This is a genomic window from Obesumbacterium proteus (genome assembly GCF_001586165.1).
Taxonomy (GTDB): Bacteria; Pseudomonadota; Gammaproteobacteria; order Enterobacterales; family Enterobacteriaceae; genus Hafnia; species Hafnia protea.
The window spans coordinates 1,841,611-1,859,952 of the sequence record NZ_CP014608.1 but is presented as its reverse complement, the minus strand read 5'-3'; the positions used below and the strand labels follow the sequence as shown (position 1 = coordinate 1,859,952).

The following is an 18,342-nucleotide window of genomic DNA, read 5'->3' as shown; positions in this document are numbered from 1 at the left end:
GTGTGAGATGGAAGAAGCAAGAAAAGAGTTTGAGCTTTTATGTCCGCTCAACGGATTGAAGAAAGATAACCCAATCATTCTTTCTGCAAATGCTGGCGTTGTCTATCGTGATGCCAAAACCCAGCAGGCATGGCGCTTCTTCTTAAAGGGATGGAGAGCTAAATCAAAAGCACTGGCAAAGAATAGTGAACAGGCCGCCTAGCGGTCTTTTTTATACCCAGAATGGAGATAGATATGAAGCACACACTAAAAGTTTATAAAGATTCCAAAGAATACCCTGATTACATGAAAGTCCGTTTTGATAAAACAAGCATAGGTAAATCATTCCTGTTTAATGGTCACCGATGGGCGTATGAGCATAGTACATTCGATGATTCTGGCAATTACGACCTGCTTTATCGTTTCGACGATGAGCCATACCCAGAGGAAAAATCAAATTCTGTAGATGAATTAACTGCTCGCGATTACTTCGCATCGAAGGCGCTCGGCCTGTGTTATGCGGACTACCTTAACTACGCCGCTGAGAATGGTGTTCAAGAAGGCTGGAGAGATGGCGTAGCGAAGGATGCTTATCTAATGGCCGACGCAATGTTAAAAGCCCGTGACGAGTAATGCACCTAGCAGGTATTCACTGAGTATCTGCTGTGAGCAATCCCGCTCATAACTGGAGAATGACTGCTCTGGTTAGCTGACACGTTTTGCCCCTCTCGTTAGGGGCTTTTTTATACCCGCTTCATCGCAAAGCGTAGGCGTTTTGCAATGAAACCAACAAAGGAGATCGCCAGTGAGCGAGATTACAGATTTAGTCGTCATTGAGAAGACCAATGCTCTAGCGGTCTTCACCAGCCAAGAGCAGCTAGACCCACTTATTGAGGCTATCGAGAAAGAGGCTCGCAGTCTGGTGCCGGATTTATCGACAAAGAAAGGCCGAGACGCTATCGCATCTATGGCACATAAAGTTGCCCGTTCGAAAACTTATATCGACAACGCTGGTAAAGACCCCGTAGCCGAACTAAAGGCGCTGCCAAAGCAGATTGATGAAAGCCGCCGATTAGTGCGTGAGCGGCTGGATGCGCTGAAGGATGAGGTTCGACGACCACTTACTGAGTGGGAAGCTGAGCAGGAGCGTATCAAGGCCGAGGAAGCCATGAATGCCATGCATGAAGAAGCGCTGGTAATGAATTCAGAGTTCGACCGCCAACGCGCAGCCAAGATTGAAGCCGATCATGAAATGGCTTTACTCATGAACGAGAAGATTGACCGTGAGCGCGAAGAAGCACGACAGAAAGCCGAGCAAGCCAAACGCGAGCATGAAGAACGTATTAAGCGTGAGGCCGAAGAGAAAGCACGGCGCGAAGCAGATGAAGCGGCAAAGCGTGAAATCGAAGCGGCAGCAGCCAGAGAACGTGAAGCGACATTGGCGAAGGAACGCGCCGAACGTGAAGCCAAAGAGCTGGCGGAGAAGGCGGAGCGCGACCGCATAGAGGCGGAGCAGCGAGCCGAACGCGAGAAGCAGGAAGCCGCTGAGCGTGCTGAACGTGAAAAGCAGGAAGCCATTGCCGAAGAGCAACGAAAAGCTCACGAAGAAGCCGAGCGAATTAAGCGTGAAAACGAGCAGAAGGAACAGGCTCGATTAGCTGAAGAAAAGCGCATCAAGGATGAAGAAGCTCGCCGCGCCGCAGATAAAGAACACCGCAAAATAGTAAACAACAAAGCACTACAAGACCTTATCGCCGCAGGTGTGCCGGAAGAATGCGCCAAGCTGTGCATCACGGCTATAGCCAAAGGCAACATCACCGCAATCAGCATCAACTACTAATCAATCAAACAGGAGTAACCCCATGCAAGAACTCAGCTTTGCAGGGTGCCCTCGCATGGGCACTCTTCGCGAATCACAACTAGACCGCATCGTTCGTATCGTCACTCAATTCTTCTCACCACTCTGGAGCAAATAACTATGACTGATTTCATGAGAGAACCACGCCGAATCCAAGCGGTGAGAGCTTGTCGATTTCTGCGCTGGGTTAAACGACTTCCGGTAGTTAAGCACTTATTTATCAAAGGTGATCCGTTATGAATGCATCAGTGATTATCGAGCTAAATAAAATCATCAGCGGCTTTAGCGAACAGACCAGTGAATTAGTTCTCCAGCAGGCCGAGGCGTGGGAAAAAGAAACAAAGCAGTATCACATCATCAAAGCATTAAGCCATCTGTCAGGACTCTCCCACGAAGCATTAGAGCTAGCTCTTGAACACGGCAATAACCCAGAAATATTAGCTACCGCCCTATTCTCTATTCTCCAATCAGCAAGCCAGTACCAAACAGCCATCGAGCTTAAACACATGCAGGAGGCAGCATGATTGAATCTGGAATCTATTACGGAATGTCAAACGAGGAATACCATGCAGATGAAGCGATCGGTTCAACAAGCATTAAAGCGATCAGCGTTAGCCCTGCCAACCTTTACTTCAACAAATTTAAAGGTAGTAAGTCTGCCAATATAGGAACAGCGATACATGCTGCTCTATTAGAACCTGATGTTTTTGAAAGAGAATTTATTCTTGATGAATCGTTAAAAACAAGGGCTTCTAAAGAATATAAATCACTAATCTCATCTGGTATGAAGGAAGAACATATATTCATAGGTAGTGAAGTGGAAACTATTAATAGAATGGTGGAGGCATCACAACTTAACGAAGATTTTATGTACTACATGGGGACATCTGGAAAATCTGAAGTATCTATGTTTACCACATGCCCAGAAACTGGACTAAGGCTTAAATGTCGCTTTGACAGGATTTCTGACTCGCTTCCATACCCATTAGATGTTAAGAGCTGCCAAGATGCATCAGAGCGTGGATTTAGCCAAGCATTCGGTAAGTATCACTATCACATTCAAGCTGCGTTTTACTTATATGTTCTGAAATTGGTAACGGGGAGAGATGTAAATCAATTTTGTTTCTTTGCCCAAGAAAATAAAGCCCCATACAGAAACTGTATGTATTACATAGGCGATGACTCTCTAGAGCTTGGACGAAAAGAAATGATGAGATCACTTTCCACGCTGAAACGTTGCATAGAAGGTGAGTTAGATAAGAGGGATGGAATAGCTCTTCAGTCATCTGAAATTAACCTTCCATCATATATGTTCGATGACGAATACGCTGACGAGGTATACCTGTAATGGACTTATCAAACACAATTATCCCTAAATCAGACCAAATAAATTTTGAAGACGTTCAGTCTTCGCCAATCACAGCAAAAATTAAGTCGGTAAGGTCTGGAAACAAAGAACAGCCTGTTTGGATTGATTTAGATGGGTTTGATGGACGCCCATACAAACCATCTAAGTCAATGAGACGAGTGCTAATAGGCGGATGGGGAAACGATGGGCATTCATGGGTTGGTAAAACGCTGTTGCTCATAGGTGACCCAAACGTCAGGTTCGGTGGTGTCGCAGTTGGTGGGATTAAGATTCAAGCAATGAGTGATGTTGAGGCTGATTTTTCAATGATGCTATCTGTATCTCGAGGTAAGCGGGTAGAACATCGAGTTAAAAAGTTAGTAATTCAACCTACGGTTGTTATGTCAGCCGAAGATAGTGCCGCATACGATGACATAATCAACAAAATGGGATTATGCCAGACAGCAAAAGAGCTAAAAGAATTGGGAGAAAAGTTGGCTAAATTGACTATCAGTGATTCAGATAGAAAAGCAGCTCTTGAAGTCTATAAATCCTGCTCAGAAAAAATTAAAAATATATCGTAAGAGGTGTAAATGCGCCGATTAGCATTCTATCGGCGGCCTCATAACTCCACAGGGTTCAAGGAAAGCGTAGTTAGGATGCTCGGGAAAAGGCCAGCGACAGGATTAGAGTTAGCTGAGCATTTCGGAATGAGGTTGCCTGAATTCAATAAAAAGATATACCAAGTCCTCATTGACACCAAGGTTGTGAAAGTCGTAGCCACGGAATGGGCTGAGAAAGAAGGAATCAGGGACCGAATCTATTCGATAGAGCGAAAAGCAAAACGACTCATCCCACCCCGACCAAAGAAAACAATCCCCATCAGTCTCAAGTCATTAGATTCAATAACAAACGGAATGAAGCAAAAGCATATCGACGCAGCCAAGCGCCGAGCAAAGCTTATTGCATCTGGTGAATACAGAGACTGGATGGACTAAGGAGATATTCATGAACAACCTACCAATAGAGACATACGAATCAGTAGTTCAGCAGCGTGATGCGCTGGAGAAGAAGCTGGCTGAATTAGGCAAAGAGAATGCCTATCTACTACCAAGTGCTGCTAGTGAGCTTAATACGTCATGGATGCTGCATAAAACAATGCTTGGGGCTCAAGTCGCCCTTTTCTGTGTAGTCAATGGAGACTTTCAATCAGCGCGTGATTGGTTGGAGGGAACAACTGACGAAGCAGGAGCAGAGATTCCTGACGGAATGACCATTCCTGAGCTTCAAGAATGGTTCGATAGCCAGATGGTGAGCAATGACGGGAATAACGGTTTCCTTAGCCACAAACAAGCAGAGGAAGCGATTAAAACAAGGGTTCCAGCCACCGACGCATTCACCCGTGAGCTGATGGCAAAAGGTGTTGATGCTTTAGCTGTGAAATACAGAAACATGATTGAAACCATGCATCCAGATACCATCGCATACGGTGCATTAAAGCAAGAGTTTGAGTCGGTAATCAAAGAGGCTAATAAATTCGCAGCCCAGCTTCGCAAGGGGATTAATGATGCACAGTAACAGCAAAGGCCTATCAGCGATTATCGATGACCAAATTATCCAAGTTATGAAATCTCACGGCCGATGCATGACCTACGTTGTTACGAACTGGCTCCGTGATTTTGATAAGAAAATCGAAACACCAGCAGTATTGCGTCGATTAAAAAAGTTGGAAAAGGCCGGAAAGGTTCAGCGCGTGAAAAGCGTCTATAAAACTCAAATCTGCTGGGACATAAAACATGACTAAGTTAACACCTAAGCAAATTGAGGTCTTATCTTGCGTTTGCAACGGGGAAAAAACCTACGCTATCTGGCGGCAAACTCTCAACGCATTACTGCGAAAAGGATTAATAACCAGAACCGTTGTTGGATACTCAATTACAGCGAAGGGAATCGACGCAAAGGAGCAGAGCAATGACTAAGTTAACAACTGAGCGGTTAGAGAAGCTGCAAGACGATTTATTGCAGTTTCAAGATTCATACAGCGATCCGGCAGACAAAGAGAACTACGACATATTTGTTGATGCTCTTCATGTGATTGATGAGTTTAAAATCGCGAAAGAAAAGATTCTGGCATACGAGCAAGCAGCTAAGAATCCCGCTGCTTGGATTGTTCACATGCGCACAGGCGATCAATTTACCACTGATGGAGACTTTGTTGGGCTTGGTGAGGCCACGCACGGCATTCACTCTACGCCGCTTTATGCAGCACCGGTAATACCTAAACAGACCGAGCCTGTAGATTTGAGTCAGCAGGTGGAAATACTAAATAGAATCTTGAATTGGATATTAAAAGAGCTTCCAGTTCCGACTAAAAAAGCCTCGGCAATGGCTATCCGATTAAGTTCTGTGATTGACATTATTTCAGACCTTGAGGTTTCAGCCCCAGCACAGGAGCAGAAATAGATGCTGATAGCCGGTTATATCCTTCTAGTCAGCGCCTGCGGATTAGATGCTTGCGACGCCCTCCCCGTTACACCTGAAGTCATGCCAAAAGAAACCTGTGAACAATGGATAAAGCTGATTCATGAGAAGCGGCCTAACCACGTTCTGATGTGCTTACCAGTTAACCAAGATTAATAGCCGCTAACCAGCGGGTTTTTTATTGCCTAAGTTTGGAGAAAATATGCAAATCGAAATCGGCGAATACGTCATTACGAGCGACACATATAACCTGATTCTCAACGAGAAAAAGGTAGCAAAGGAAGGTAAATCTGCAGGTGAAGAGAGGCTTCAGTCCATCGGGTTCTACTCAAAAATCTCCACGCTTATCTCTGCATTAATTCAGCGCGAGGTTCTGCTCTCTGACGCCCAGTCATTGCAGGCAATGCAGCAATTAATAGAGCGAGTTTCATTGCAGTGTGAAAAGGCTTTCAAGGACTTTAACAATGCGACACATCATCAAGGGTAATCCAGAGCGTAAAGAAAGAGCGGCGATGAAAGCTGCTCTCGATATACATCAATCCAAGTACGGCGACTATGGGCCAACCAAGAAAGGCGTCACGTACACAATCAAAGTTAGCGAAGAGAAATTCTTCATCGAGATTATCAACCGAGAGAAATCATATGTGGCTACATCGATGATGCGGCCTAGGGATTTATCCAAAGTGTGGGGGAATGCAGCGTGAAAAAATACAAACTGATTTATGCAGACCCACCGTGGACATACAGAGATAAGGCAGCAGATGGCGAGCGTGGTGCATCATTCAAATATCCCACGATGAGCATATTGGATATATGTCGCTTACCGGTATGGGACTTAGCTGATGAGTCTTGTCTGCTGGCGATGTGGTGGGTGCCAACGATGCCAGCCGAAGCGTTGAAGGTTGTCGATGCTTGGGGATTTAGATTGATGACTATGAAGGGATTCACATGGCACAAGACAAATCGACGCAAAGGAAACAGTGCGATCGGCATGGGCCACATGACAAGAGCCAATAGCGAAGATTGTTTGTTTGCGGTTCGTGGCAGGCTGCCAGAGCGATTTAACGCAGCGATCTGCCAGCATCAAACTTTCCACCGCGCTGAACATAGCGCCAAGCCCCCAGAGTTTCGCGATCTGCTTGTTAGCTTGCTAGGCGACGTGCCTCGCATTGAGCTATTTGCGCGTCAGCAGGCTGAATGTTGGCATTCGTGGGGCAACGAGGTCGGTTGCAATATCGAGTTCCAGCAAGGAGTGAAAGCGGCATGACATGACAGCAGAACAAGACAACGCGATCCGCAATGTTGCGCGACGATGCAACGAAGCAATGAAATCTGCAATAAAGTCCGCGCCCAAAAAAACCAACATCGACACAATCACCCGCCCGATTCTTCTCAGCCACTACGAAACCATTAAACCTCTCGGAATTCCATTCGTTAGGTTCCTTTGGACTATTGGCATTTTGAATGGGCAGTTTGAGGATAAATGATGGATGAGCAATATCTAAAGGTATCAGCCGTCGCCGAACGGCTAAATGTTTCACCTCACACAATCTACAGGAACCCTGTCAAGTTCAACATGTTCAAGGTGGGTGGTTCATGGCGTGCAAGAGAAGAAAGTCTGGAAAGTTTATCAAGCAAAGTTAACAATGCCATCCGGCTGGGTGTGGTCGGTAAGGAGTCAAAGAAATGCCGATCGTCAAAAGAGGAAGCATATACTGGGTCGATATCTCCGCTCCAGACGGAACGCGAATTAGGCGTTCTACTCGCACCGAGGAAAAAACGAAAGCTCAGGAGTACCACGACAAGCTAAAGCATGAACTATGGCAGGTTGCAAAGCTGGATAAGATACCTGACCGTATTTTTGAGGATATAGTTATCCTTGCATTACGTGATGCGGAGAACCAGTCTTGCTTTGAAAATAAGCAGATTTACGCCAGATACTGGTTATCTGTTTTCCGTGGGCGGATCATCTCTAAAATCACAGGGGAGGATATAGCAAACAACCTCCCCACTCACTCTACCGCAAAGAAGTGCAAGCTATCTAATGCCACCCGTAACCGGTACAGGGCATTTATTATGCGAGCATTCTCTCTGGCTGTTGCGTCTGGCTGGCTTAATGGAATGCCTCACCTATCAACGCAGAGAGAGCCAAAGGTTCGTGTGCGTTGGATTGAGAAGGAACAGGCAAGGATGCTTATTGGGGCTTTGCGTCTGGATTGGATGAAGGATGTGGTTTCATTTGCGCTGCTTACTGGCGCGAGGAAAGGAGAGATATTTTCTCTGAAATGGGAAAACGTTAACCTATCACGTCGTATTGCCGTGGTTACGGCAGAAAATGCGAAGTCAGGGAAAGCGCGACCGATCCCCCTCAATGATGAGGCCGTGAAAATTATCTCTGGACGTAGCCGTGAATCTGAATATGTTTTCTCAGTAGACGGCGGCGTCATTAAGGAGATCAGCCGCGCTGATTTCGCAAACGCATTGAAGGTTTCAGGCATCTTCGATTTCCGCTTCCACGACTTAAGGCACACTTGGGCAAGTTGGCACGTCCAGAACGGAACACCGCTGATGACACTGAAAGAACTCGGAGGATGGGAGAAGCTAGAAATGGTCAATAAATACGCTCACCTGAGCACTGAGCATTTGAGTCGTTTTAGTGGAATTGTCACGTTTTTGGCACAAGACGAAATCGGTAAGGAAAATCGACCAGCCTTATCACTTGTAAACTACTGATTTAAAATGAGAATAAAGGCGTTATTCAGAATTTAAATCTGGACAGCATCAGAAAAACAGTCTGATGTTGCATTCCTAATGGAAAGAAGCCCTATTCAACATACCCGTCAGAGCGGGAAGCTAAACATTATATGGGCAAAAATTGGCCCGTATGCTGCGTCATACCAACAGCGACACGGGCCACGAAATCACTCAGCAGAGACTTTTTCTTGCTCTGCCAGCTCGCTACGGGTAATAAACATGGCATCCCCATAGCTAAAGAAACGATATTCCTTTGCCACCGCTTCGTGGTACGCATGCATGGTATTTTGATAACCCGCAAACGCAGACACCAACATGATCAGCGTGGATTCAGGCAAATGGAAGTTGGTTATCAGAGCATCAATCACCTGATAGTGGTAGCCCGGATAGATAAAGATTTGCGTATCGTCAAAAAATGGCGCGATGAGTGCGTCTTTTGCCGCCGCGGCCGCACTTTCGATCGAGCGAACGGACGTTGTTCCTACCGCAATAACCCGATTGCCACGTGCCTTACACGCCAGTACAGCATCAACCACATCCTGTGGCACTTCGGCATACTCAGAATGCATAGTGTGGTTTTCGATGGTATCAACACGCACTGGCTGGAACGTCCCCGCGCCAACATGCAGTGTCACAAAGGCCATCTCAACACCTTTGGCGCGTAGTTTTTCCAGCAACGGCTCATCAAAGTGCAGACCCGCAGTCGGCGCAGCAACTGCACCAGGGCGGGAGCTATAGACCGTTTGATACAGTTCACGGTCAGCATCTTCGTCAGGACGGTCAATATAAGGTGGCAATGGCATATGACCCGCCGCATTCAGGATCGTCAGCACATCACGACCGTCGTCAAAGCGCAGTTCAAATAACGTGTCATGGCGTGCAACCATGGTGACGCGAATATCTTCGTTATCGCCCAACAGCAGCTCAGCCCCTGGCTTAGGTGACTTCGAGGCACGCACGTGCGCTAATACGCGGGTATCATCCAGCACGCGCTCAACCAACACTTCTAACTTGCCACCGCTGGCTTTACGGCCAAACAGTCGCGCAGGAATAACGCGGGTATTATTGAAAATCAGCAGATCGCCTGCTTCGATTTTATCCAAAACGTCGGTGAAAACGCCGTGCTCTAATTTTCCCGTTGGTCCGTCCAGCGATAACAAACGGCACGCGCTACGCTCTGCTTGTGGATATCGAGCAATAAGGTTATCGGGAAGTTCAAACGAAAAATCAGAAACACGCATGGTTAGTATTCACTCTATATATAGCAGACGTAGGAGCACGCAAAAAACAGGCCGCTTAGTCTAGAGCCGCAAGCGTTCGGCTGCAACTGTTAAGCAGTTAAGGATGTGATTAGTCTTTGTTAATAGGAATTTTTAACCATACAAAAAACATGGATTAAACATCTTCATTCTCATTTATAATGATCGAATGAACTTTCTTGCCCATCTTCACCTTGCCTCACTAGCCAACAGCTCGCTGTATGGCAATATTTTGGCCGATTTTGTCCGCGGTAACCCACAGGGAAATTATTCAGAACAGGTTATCGACGGCATATTCATGCATCGCAGAGTCGATGTCATGACCGATCGCCTTCCGCAAGTCTTGGAAGCGAAACGCCTATTTCGCGAAGAGTTTCGCCGCGTTGCCCCCATTACCCTTGATGTTGTATGGGATCATTTTCTCGCTCTGCACTGGCAAGAATTGGAGCCAGAAATCTCGCTTCACTCTTTCGTCAACCGTGCTCAAATTGAAATTGTGCCGATGCTGCCGAATTCCCCAGAGCGTTTTCAGAACCTCAATGCCTATATGTGGCAAGAGCGCTGGCTAGAACGCTACGCTGAACTACCATTTATTGCCAAAGTGTTACAAGGTATGGCAAACCGCAGGCCGAAACTCGGCGCGCTGGCGGGATCTTTTAACGATATCGAAAACAACTACACGCTTCTTGAGCAAACATTTTGGCAGTTTTATCCGCAAATGATCGCCCAAGCCAAGGCAAAGACCCTATAAACACTGACGCTGTTAACAGTTAGTGCGTTTCCCTATTGCCCTTTTTTACAAAAGCGCTATGTTATATACCAATCTTTACTTTTACCCTTTTGCATTATTGATAGGTAAAAGCTATCTTATCAATCGGCGCTTTACGCTTTATTCACCAACGTTTAATACGTATAGTGACTCCCGACCTAAGAATTTAATCATCCATCCAACATACAATTAACAGGAGTTAATATGGTCCTGGTTACTCGTCAAGCCCCTGACTTTACTGCCGCTGCCGTACTGGGCAACGGTGAAATTGTTGAAAACTTCAACTTCAAAGAATTTACTAAAGGCAAGCCAGCGGTTGTCTTCTTCTGGCCAATGGACTTCACTTTCGTATGTCCTTCTGAGCTGATTGCTTTTGACCACCGTTACAAAGAATTCAAATCCCGTGGCGTTGAAGTTGTTGGCGTTTCAATGGACTCTGAATTCGTACATAACGCATGGCGTAAAACCCCTGTCGACAATGGCGGCATCGGTGAAGTTCAGTACCCACTGGTTGCTGACATCAAACACGAAATCATGCAGGCATACGGCATCGAACACCCAGAAGCTGGCGTTGCGCTGCGCGGTTCATTCCTGATCGACAAAGAAGGTGTGGTTCGCCACCAGGTTGTTAACGACCTGCCTCTGGGCCGTAACATCGATGAAATGCTGCGTATGGTTGATGCGCTGCAGTTCCACGAAGAGCACGGTGATGTTTGCCCAGCTCAGTGGGAAAAAGGCCAAGAAGGTATGGGCGCGTCTCCAGACGGCGTCGCTAAATACCTGTCTGAAAACGCTGCTAAACTGTAATTCAGTTAGCAATGTGAGAAAAGCGGCCGATTGGCCGCTTTTTTATTATCTAAAGATCGTATTAGACCGCAGCCCATCGCCATACGGTTGCACTTTCAGTAGGCAACGTCAGTTCGATATAATCTGCCTCTCGTACCAATTTCCCCTCACCGACGACGTTTTCCCAACAGCCCGCTGGAAGGATTGGCGAATGAGGTAAAACACAACGCCCTTTCCCCTCTCGCTGTAGCGCTACGAGCAGCGTTTCATCTTCATACTGACGAACAAACACCAGCGTATCAGCGCGTGCGTGAACCGCCATGCATCCACCGCGACGTAATGCAGTACTTTGATGCCTCAGCGCAGCCATCTGCTGGGTTAACGCTAATAAGTCACCGTCCCAACGTGATTCATCCCACGGGAATGTCTTACGGCAAAACGGATCGTTGCCACCATCAAGACCAATTTCATCACCGTAATAGAGGCACGGCACACCAATCCAAGTGAAGAGCCAAACCAGCGCCATACGCATACGCTGTGGTTTATCGGCCAATAACGTTAAAAAACGCGCGGTGTCATGGCTGTCTAGTTGATTGAACATAGCTAACTGCTGAGTATGCGATAAGCCCGCTCGGTAGCCGTTCATCCACTCGACACACTGCTGAGCATCAAGCTGGATCGGCTGATAAGCCACATCAACCCCAGCTAAAAACGAGCGCACCGGCAGAGCAAACCCCATATAGTTCATCGCGCCATCTTCCACACCGGCCTGCAGCCAGCGCCGTGCATCACCAAAATGCTCACCAAATACATAAGCCTGAGGATTTTCATTTTTAACCGCACGATACATCCCTGCAAGATGATGCAAATTACCTCGGGCAGTCCCTCCTTCCCCCAGCATATGCACCACATCAAGTCTCCAACCATCAATCTGATAAGGCTCTCTCAACCAGTGCCGCAGTATGCTATCGTCTGCCTGATACACGCTGTCCACCACCGCCTGACTCGAGAAGTCGAGCTTAGGTAACGTTGCGTTTCCTTTCCAATCAAGCACGCGGCCGTCAGCAGTAAACGTGAAACGCATACGATGGGGAGATGCTGGATCGTAAAACGCCCCACCCGTTCGTTGCTGATAGCGATCAAACCACGGATGAGTGTCACCGGTGTGGTTAAACACACCATCAAGGATCAAACGCATACCGAATTCTTGCGTTGCCTCACGCAGGCGTACCAAAGCGTCATTACCGCCAAGATAGGGATCGACCTGATAATAATCTTCAGTGTCATATTTATGATTGCTGGGCGCGGTAAAGATCGGATTAAGGTACAGCGCCGTAACGCCAAGCTCCTGTAGATAAGGTAAACGTTCGACAATACCGTCTAAATCACCACCGTAAAAAGTGGAAGAGGCATTTTCTTCTGTTAAAGGTTCGTCCCATTCTTTACGGATCACCTTACGTTGCACCGCATGGTGATAATAGCTGTCATTTTTTACCGTATGATCCTGTCCGCTGGCCGCAAAACGATCGGGGAAGATCTGATAAAAAACCTGATCGGCAACCCACTCCGGCGACTGAGTTGGGATCTCTATTGCAAATTGCTCCACCTGCGCTGGGGGTACAACACTGAAACCCTGTGGCCCAAACCACTGCTGTCGGTCGTTCCATAGAAATTTAAAACAGTAGCGACGAACAGCCTCACCGGCCAACAGCGTGAGATCGGCCTGATAGCAGGTAAAACTCCCCTGCTTTTCTGGCTGCATCGTCAACAGCCACTCCTCATTATCTGGCTCACATCTCAACATAACCTGCTGCGGCAGTTCATCGTCTCCCTGCACCCAAAGACGGATCTCAAGGTGATCCGCGTGATAACGTACATACGGTGGTACCGGTAGATGCCAGGCAAACAACATAAAATTTCCCCCACGAGTGATTAACGCTGAGCATGCCACGTTGCGATTAGGCCGCACTCCTCTATAACCATTTTTTATAGGGATGAGCGAGGGGGAGGATAGCGATGATGATGTTTATATTGGTGCTTTGCTTCGCTTTTGGTTGACTGAAAACGCCAAGTCGTTAGCCTATGTCAGCTTATTGCGTCAAATTATTTGAAAGAAAAGGGAAGCTCAATGCACAACACACTGAGACGATGGCTAGAACAATACGGTATCGAATTCACACATGTGACTTCGCTGATTCTTGTTATTGGCCTCATTATGGTGACCGCGGTCATCATTCATCTGCTTTTGCATCGGGTGCTACTTTCTCGCTTAGAAAAGCGCGGTCAACATAGCAAAATGCTATGGCTGAAAGTGATTACCCAGCATAAGCTTTTTCATCGCGTAGCCTTTACGTTACAAGGCGTTATCGTCAATATTCAAGCGGTATTCTGGCTGCATCCTGGCACTGACGCGGGCGATGCTCTGATTATCTGCGCGCAAATGTGGGTAATGTTGTACGCGCTACTCTCATTCTTTTCACTGCTCGATACCCTGCTCGACCTCACGCGCAGCATGTCTATCGCGGAGCAACTGCCGTTACGCGGGATCTTCCAGAGTCTGAAACTGGGTGCGGCAATCATCATCGGCATTTTGATGATTTCGCTGCTGATAGGACAGTCACCGCTGCTGCTAATTAGCGGCTTGGGTGCGATGGCTGCGGTGCTGATGTTAGTGTTTAAAGACCCTATTTTAGGTTTAGTTGCCGGCATTCAGCTCTCTGCAAACAACATGCTTAAGCTGGGTGACTGGCTGGAAATGGCAAAATATGGTGCGAACGGCACCGTTGTTGACGTTGGTCTGACGACGGTCAAAGTACGCAACTTTGATAACACCATCACCATGATCCCAACCTATGCGCTGGTATCTGACTCTTTTATCAACTGGCGTGCCATGTCAGAGTCTGGTGGACGTCGAATCAAGCGCAGTTTGAATATTGATACCACTAGCGTTCACTTTATTTCAGATGAAGAGCATCAGCGGCTGATGAAAAGTGCGCTGTTGGCACCTTATATCGATGCCAAAATCCAAGAGATCAAAACCTATAACAACGGGTTGCATGCCGATCTCAGCTCACCGCTAAACGGTCGACGGATGACAAATTTAGGCACCTTCCGCGCCTATCTGATTGCCTATTTGAATGCGCACCCGCAGATCCGCAAAGACATGACCCTCATGGTTCGTCAGCTTGCGCCAACGTCTGACGGCTTGCCTCTGGAAATCTACGCCTTCACCAATACAACGGTGTGGGCGCAGTATGAAAGCATTCAGGCCGATATTTTTGATCACACTTTCGCGATTATTTCCGAATTTGGCCTACGCGTACATCAAACCCCAACGGGCAACGACATGCGGGCAATCGGCCATACACAGCTAAACTAAGACTCTCACATCCCTTACCTTCAACTGACACTTCTCCACAGAATTGTTTCTGAAGGTAAGGGAGCGATGTCAAACATGGCTAAAAATGTCCGTCCCCTTCCCTTCCAATCAAAACCTGTTATCAATAGCACTCCATTTATTCAAATCAACGGAGGGGAATTTGTTCAGTACATTTTGCCTTAGTAAGCTAAGGGCACACCTAATGCCATTTTTGTCTGCGCTGATCCTGATTACCAGTCTGCACTCTGCCGACGTCGATATCAGTAAACTCGCCAGCCAAAATATTCAAAACTACTCTCAACTCACTAGCGATTTACATGACGTTCGTGAAGCCCTGATTCTCAGCGTGCGTGAGTCTCGGCGGGAAGAACAAGATGAAGAGCACCATGAGATCACTGCACCCGCGACAAATGCAGAATCAGGCAGAAATCTCCGTTTAGGTTGATATGACCTCGACATCGCTTAGCCCATAAAAAAACACCCATAAAAAAACGGAGCCATTTGGCTCCGTTCTTATTTCATCAAGGTTTGATATTAATCAGCGATGTGTTTTTCTTTGTCCTGCGATGCCACTTTGGCTGACTTCTTCACTAAGCAATAGCCCGCCAGCAACACCACCACCCAAACCAGCCCGGCATAAAGCGATACGCGGGTATCAGGGAAATAACCAATCAGGCCGATAATAAATACGAGGAAAATAATACCGATGACCGAGGTAAATATTCCCCCACGTAATGGGAATTCCAGCGCTTTAACTTGCTCTGCGCTTAAACTGCGGCGGAATGCGATCTGAGAGAACAGGATCATAATCCATACCCAGACGGTTGCAAACGTGGCCAGAGAAGCAATCACCAAGAAGACATTTTCAGGCATGATGTAGTTTAGGTACACCGCAATCAGCAGGGCTAAAACCATCACCAATACCGTGACCCACGGGATACCACGGCGAGAAACCTTAGAGAAAATCTTCGGCGCATGGCCTTGCTGAGCCATACCATGCAGCATTCGCCCCACACCAAACACATCGCTGTTAATCGCAGACAGCGATGCCGTAATCACGACGAAGTTCAAAATCCCGGCTGCTACGGTGATCCCCAAGTGCTGGAACGTCAGCACGAACGGACTCCCCTGCGTTCCCACTTGATTCCACGGGTAGATCGACATAATCACAAACAGCGTGCCCACATAGAACACAAGAATTCGCAGCGGCACCGAGTTGATGGCTTTAGGAATCGACACTTTTGGATTTTCAGCTTCACCCGCGGTGATACCGATAATTTCTATGCCGCCATAGGCAAACATCACCAGCTGTAGCGAGAAGATCATTCCTATAAAGCCATTACTGAAGAATCCGCCGTTGCTCCACAGGTTGTGGATCCCCGTAGGCTGGCCGCCGTTTCCAATGCCCCAGAAGATGATACCAATACCCGCTACAATCATGATGATGATAGTGGCGACCTTGAAGAAGGAGAACCAAAACTCAAGCTCGCCAAACACCTTCACGCTCATCAGATTAACCGCACCGATGATCAGCACGACGCTGAGCACCCAGATCCAATGCGGAACCGCAGGGAACCAGACGCTCATATAGATGCCGAACGCGGTAACATCGGCAATGGCGACAATCAGGATTTCAAAGCAGTAAGTCCATCCGGTGATATAACCCGCCATTGGGCCCAGATAATCCTGCGCATAGCGAGAAAAGGAGCTGGCCTGAGGGTTATTGACCGACATCTCACCGAGCGCGCGCATGATGATAAAAGCGACAACGCCGCCAATCAGATAAGCCAGTAAAACACTCGGCCCCGCCATCTTGATGGCGTCAGCGGAGCCATAGAACAGTCCAGTACCAATGGCAGAGCCTAACGCCATGAAGCGAATGTGACGCGTATTAAGCCCACGTTTCAGCTGGTTGGGTTGTTGTTGCATACAAAAATTACCCGTTAGTACCTGTCAAAAAAAACACGGGCGCTATACGCCCGTGCTGCAAATAAACTCATATTTTTTGATTATAAATGCACAGACTTCTGAATACACTATCTAAATATGTAATGAGTTCCGTCTGGAGTCATCTTTAGTTATGCACGGCAACGTTACGCGCGCCCATGGTACGGTCGTAAATACCCATCACAACCAGAACCGCTAATGACGGTGGTAACCATGCTAACCCTTGGCCAGCCAGCGGCAAATGCTCAGTCCATGCAGGCATATGGGAAGACAACGCAGAACTTTTCAGCGCATCCAAGATACCAAACACCAAGCTAATAACCATTACCGGCGAGAATACGCGCGGAGCGGAATTCCACCAGCGCAGAGTGAAGCTCAATACCACCAGCACGATACACGGTGGGTAAATCGCGGTCAGAACTGGAATGGAAATTTGAATCAAATGGCTCAGGCCCAGATTCGATACCACCATAGAGAACAGACCCAGAATAAACACCAGCGTCCGGTAGCTAAATGGTAAATACTGCGCGAAGAATTCGGCACACGCACAGGTCAAGCCAACCGCCGTGACCATACAAGCAATGAAGATCAGCGCGGCTAAGAACAAGCTACCGATACCACCAAAGGTATGCTGAACATAGGCGTGCAAAATCACCGCACCGTTTTGTGCATCTGGCACCAACTCACCGCTGCTCGAACCCAGTTTGAACAGGCTCAGGTAAACCAGTGTTAAGCCGATACCGGCGATCAGACCGGCCCAAATGGTATAACGCGTCAGCAAACGACTATCGCTTACACCGCGGGAACGAGCCGCGTTAACGATAACGATACCAAACACCATGGCACCCAGCGTATCCATGGTCAGGTAGCCATTAACAAAACCGCTAGAGAATGGCACCTGCTGATAAATTTCAATCGCAGGTACATGTGAACCGGCAGGCCACATAACAGCGGCGATACCCAGAACGGCCAGCGCAACAATTTTCAGCGGAGCCAAAATATGCCCAACGGTATCCAGCAATTTGCCCGGGTACAGAGAAATACCGATTACTAACGCAAAGTACACCAAGCTATAAATCAGCAATGGCGCTGCGCCGTCGCCGGTCAGAGGGGCAATACCAAGTTCAAAAGAAACGGTTGCGGTACGCGGAGTCGCAAACAAGGGGCCTACGGCGAGGTAGCAAACAGTTGCCAGCAGCAAGCCCGCCTTACGACCAATTGGCGTACTTAACGCATCGATACCGCCACCGACTTTCGCCAACGCGACGACGGTGATAACAGGTAAACCTACTGCGGTGATAAGAAAGCCGATAGCCGCAATCCAGACATGCTCGCCAGACTGCAACCCTACCATCGGAGGGAATATGATATTACCTGCGCCGACAAACAGCGCGAAGGTCATGAATCCTAATGCCAGGATATCTTTGGAAGTTAAACGATGAGTCATAATGAGATGTCGTGCTGCCTTATAACAGTTTAAAGAGTTTCAATCGAATAGTGAGCCGCAGAGAAATATCCTTACAGATGAGAGGTATGCCGACAGAAGAAAATAGCGTTTTAGGACAATCGCCTTTTTCTTCATAACTTCATAATTCACACCAACACATAAACGTCGCTCTGTCTTAGATTTCATAACCCTGACTTCCCCTGAGAAAAGCCATTGGTGTGGGTTACACCACCCGACAGATGATTACTGTATAAGTTATTAGCTGACGTTATATGGCGACTACATGGATAAGTAAACACGTTCTGGCAGGTAAAAGACAAGAGCTAAATTCACTT

23 protein-coding genes are annotated in these 18,342 nt (G+C 47.5%); 19 read left to right on the top strand and 4 right to left on the bottom strand.

All coding sequences use genetic code 11. The features are described 5' to 3' along the window. Positions 1–7 precede the first annotated feature (7 nt). The 15 genes from DSM2777_RS08535 (at position 8) to DSM2777_RS08460 (ending at position 8,399) form a co-directional block, all read left to right on the top strand. Entirely contained in the window at positions 8–202 is a 195-nt protein-coding gene (locus tag DSM2777_RS08535) for a hypothetical protein (RefSeq protein WP_061553682.1), read from the top strand. A 32-nt stretch (positions 203–234) separates the two neighbouring features. After that, positions 235–612, top strand: a complete 378-nt coding sequence (locus DSM2777_RS24890) for a hypothetical protein (RefSeq protein WP_061553681.1) — start codon at positions 235–237, stop codon at positions 610–612. A gap of 172 nt (positions 613–784) precedes the next feature. Continuing rightward, on the top strand, positions 785–1,819 hold the full coding sequence (locus tag DSM2777_RS08525) for a hypothetical protein (protein ID WP_061553680.1): 1,035 nt from the start codon (positions 785–787) through the stop codon (positions 1,817–1,819). Between the two features lie 254 nt (positions 1,820–2,073). Beyond that, positions 2,074–2,361: a hypothetical protein gene (locus tag DSM2777_RS08520; protein ID WP_061553679.1), complete on the top strand. Its 288-nt coding sequence runs from the start codon at positions 2,074–2,076 to the stop codon at positions 2,359–2,361. Next, a complete protein-coding gene (locus DSM2777_RS08515) occupies positions 2,358–3,185 on the top strand; it encodes a PD-(D/E)XK nuclease-like domain-containing protein (RefSeq protein ID WP_061553678.1) in 828 nt (275 codons plus the stop codon). The genes DSM2777_RS08520 and DSM2777_RS08515 overlap by 4 nt, the downstream gene beginning before the upstream one ends. After that, entirely contained in the window at positions 3,185–3,769 is a 585-nt protein-coding gene (locus DSM2777_RS08510) for a hypothetical protein (RefSeq protein WP_237087825.1), read from the top strand. Before DSM2777_RS08515 ends, DSM2777_RS08510 begins: the two co-directional genes overlap by 1 nt. A 9-nt stretch (positions 3,770–3,778) precedes the next feature. Next, positions 3,779–4,183: a hypothetical protein gene (locus DSM2777_RS08505; RefSeq protein WP_156088276.1), complete on the top strand. Its 405-nt coding sequence runs from the start codon at positions 3,779–3,781 to the stop codon at positions 4,181–4,183. Between the two features lie 10 nt (positions 4,184–4,193). Beyond that, a complete protein-coding gene (locus DSM2777_RS08500; RefSeq protein WP_061553676.1) occupies positions 4,194–4,763 on the top strand; it encodes a hypothetical protein in 570 nt (189 codons plus the stop codon). Between the two features lie 393 nt (positions 4,764–5,156). Further along, positions 5,157–5,648, top strand: coding sequence for a hypothetical protein (locus DSM2777_RS08485; protein ID WP_061553673.1), 492 nt, complete (start codon positions 5,157–5,159; stop codon positions 5,646–5,648). Next, on the top strand, positions 5,649–5,822 hold the full coding sequence (locus DSM2777_RS24420) for a hypothetical protein (protein WP_156088383.1): 174 nt from the start codon (positions 5,649–5,651) through the stop codon (positions 5,820–5,822). Positions 5,823–5,868: 46 nt separating this feature from the next. Further along, positions 5,869–6,153 (top strand): DUF5405 family protein, encoded by a 285-nt coding sequence (locus DSM2777_RS08480; protein WP_035502976.1) that lies wholly within the window; start codon positions 5,869–5,871, stop codon positions 6,151–6,153. Next, on the top strand, positions 6,131–6,370 hold the full coding sequence (locus DSM2777_RS08475; RefSeq protein ID WP_004091512.1) for a DUF4060 family protein: 240 nt from the start codon (positions 6,131–6,133) through the stop codon (positions 6,368–6,370). Before DSM2777_RS08480 ends, DSM2777_RS08475 begins: the two co-directional genes overlap by 23 nt. Beyond that, the gene (locus DSM2777_RS08470) at positions 6,367–6,933 is read left to right on the top strand and encodes an MT-A70 family methyltransferase (protein WP_061553672.1); all 567 of its coding nucleotides are present in this window, start codon (positions 6,367–6,369) and stop codon (positions 6,931–6,933) included. Before DSM2777_RS08475 ends, DSM2777_RS08470 begins: the two co-directional genes overlap by 4 nt. Before the next feature lies 1 nt (position 6,934). Further along, positions 6,935–7,153 (top strand): hypothetical protein, encoded by a 219-nt coding sequence (locus DSM2777_RS08465; RefSeq protein WP_061553671.1) that lies wholly within the window; start codon positions 6,935–6,937, stop codon positions 7,151–7,153. 199 nt (positions 7,154–7,352) lie between these two features. Then, on the top strand, positions 7,353–8,399 hold the full coding sequence (locus DSM2777_RS08460; protein ID WP_061553670.1) for a tyrosine-type recombinase/integrase: 1,047 nt from the start codon (positions 7,353–7,355) through the stop codon (positions 8,397–8,399). A gap of 188 nt (positions 8,400–8,587) precedes the next feature. Here the strand turns inward: DSM2777_RS08460 and queA are convergent, their stop codons facing one another. Then, complete coding sequence (gene queA / locus DSM2777_RS08455) at positions 8,588–9,661, bottom strand: tRNA preQ1(34) S-adenosylmethionine ribosyltransferase-isomerase QueA (RefSeq protein WP_061553669.1); 1,074 nt, start codon at positions 9,659–9,661, stop codon at positions 8,588–8,590. Between the two features lie 187 nt (positions 9,662–9,848). Here queA and DSM2777_RS08450 point away from each other — a divergent pair, with 187 nt between their 5' ends. Together DSM2777_RS08450 and DSM2777_RS08445 are read left to right on the top strand one after the other, a co-directional pair. Next, entirely contained in the window at positions 9,849–10,430 is a 582-nt protein-coding gene (locus tag DSM2777_RS08450; RefSeq protein WP_061553668.1) for an ACP phosphodiesterase, read from the top strand. A gap of 222 nt (positions 10,431–10,652) precedes the next feature. Then, positions 10,653–11,255: a peroxiredoxin C gene (locus DSM2777_RS08445; protein ID WP_004847724.1), complete on the top strand. Its 603-nt coding sequence runs from the start codon at positions 10,653–10,655 to the stop codon at positions 11,253–11,255. Between the two features lie 61 nt (positions 11,256–11,316). Here the strand turns inward: DSM2777_RS08445 and malZ are convergent, their stop codons facing one another. Continuing rightward, positions 11,317–13,146, bottom strand: a complete 1,830-nt coding sequence (gene malZ, locus DSM2777_RS08440; protein ID WP_061553667.1) for a maltodextrin glucosidase — start codon at positions 13,144–13,146, stop codon at positions 11,317–11,319. Positions 13,147–13,362: 216 nt separating this feature from the next. Here malZ and DSM2777_RS08435 point away from each other — a divergent pair, with 216 nt between their 5' ends. Both DSM2777_RS08435 and DSM2777_RS08430 read left to right on the top strand, forming a co-directional pair. Continuing rightward, a complete protein-coding gene (locus DSM2777_RS08435; protein WP_061553666.1) occupies positions 13,363–14,613 on the top strand; it encodes a mechanosensitive ion channel family protein in 1,251 nt (416 codons plus the stop codon). 202 nt (positions 14,614–14,815) lie between these two features. Next, positions 14,816–15,058, top strand: a complete 243-nt coding sequence (locus tag DSM2777_RS08430) for a hypothetical protein (RefSeq protein WP_046458292.1) — start codon at positions 14,816–14,818, stop codon at positions 15,056–15,058. Between the two features lie 89 nt (positions 15,059–15,147). On the opposite strand, the gene proY is transcribed toward DSM2777_RS08430, so the two are convergent. Together proY and brnQ are read right to left on the bottom strand one after the other, a co-directional pair. Then, positions 15,148–16,542, bottom strand: coding sequence for a proline-specific permease ProY (gene proY, locus DSM2777_RS08425; protein WP_046458293.1), 1,395 nt, complete (start codon positions 16,540–16,542; stop codon positions 15,148–15,150). 145 nt (positions 16,543–16,687) lie between these two features. After that, a complete protein-coding gene (gene brnQ, locus DSM2777_RS08420; protein WP_046458294.1) occupies positions 16,688–18,007 on the bottom strand; it encodes a branched-chain amino acid transport system II carrier protein in 1,320 nt (439 codons plus the stop codon). Positions 18,008–18,342 lie beyond the last annotated feature (335 nt).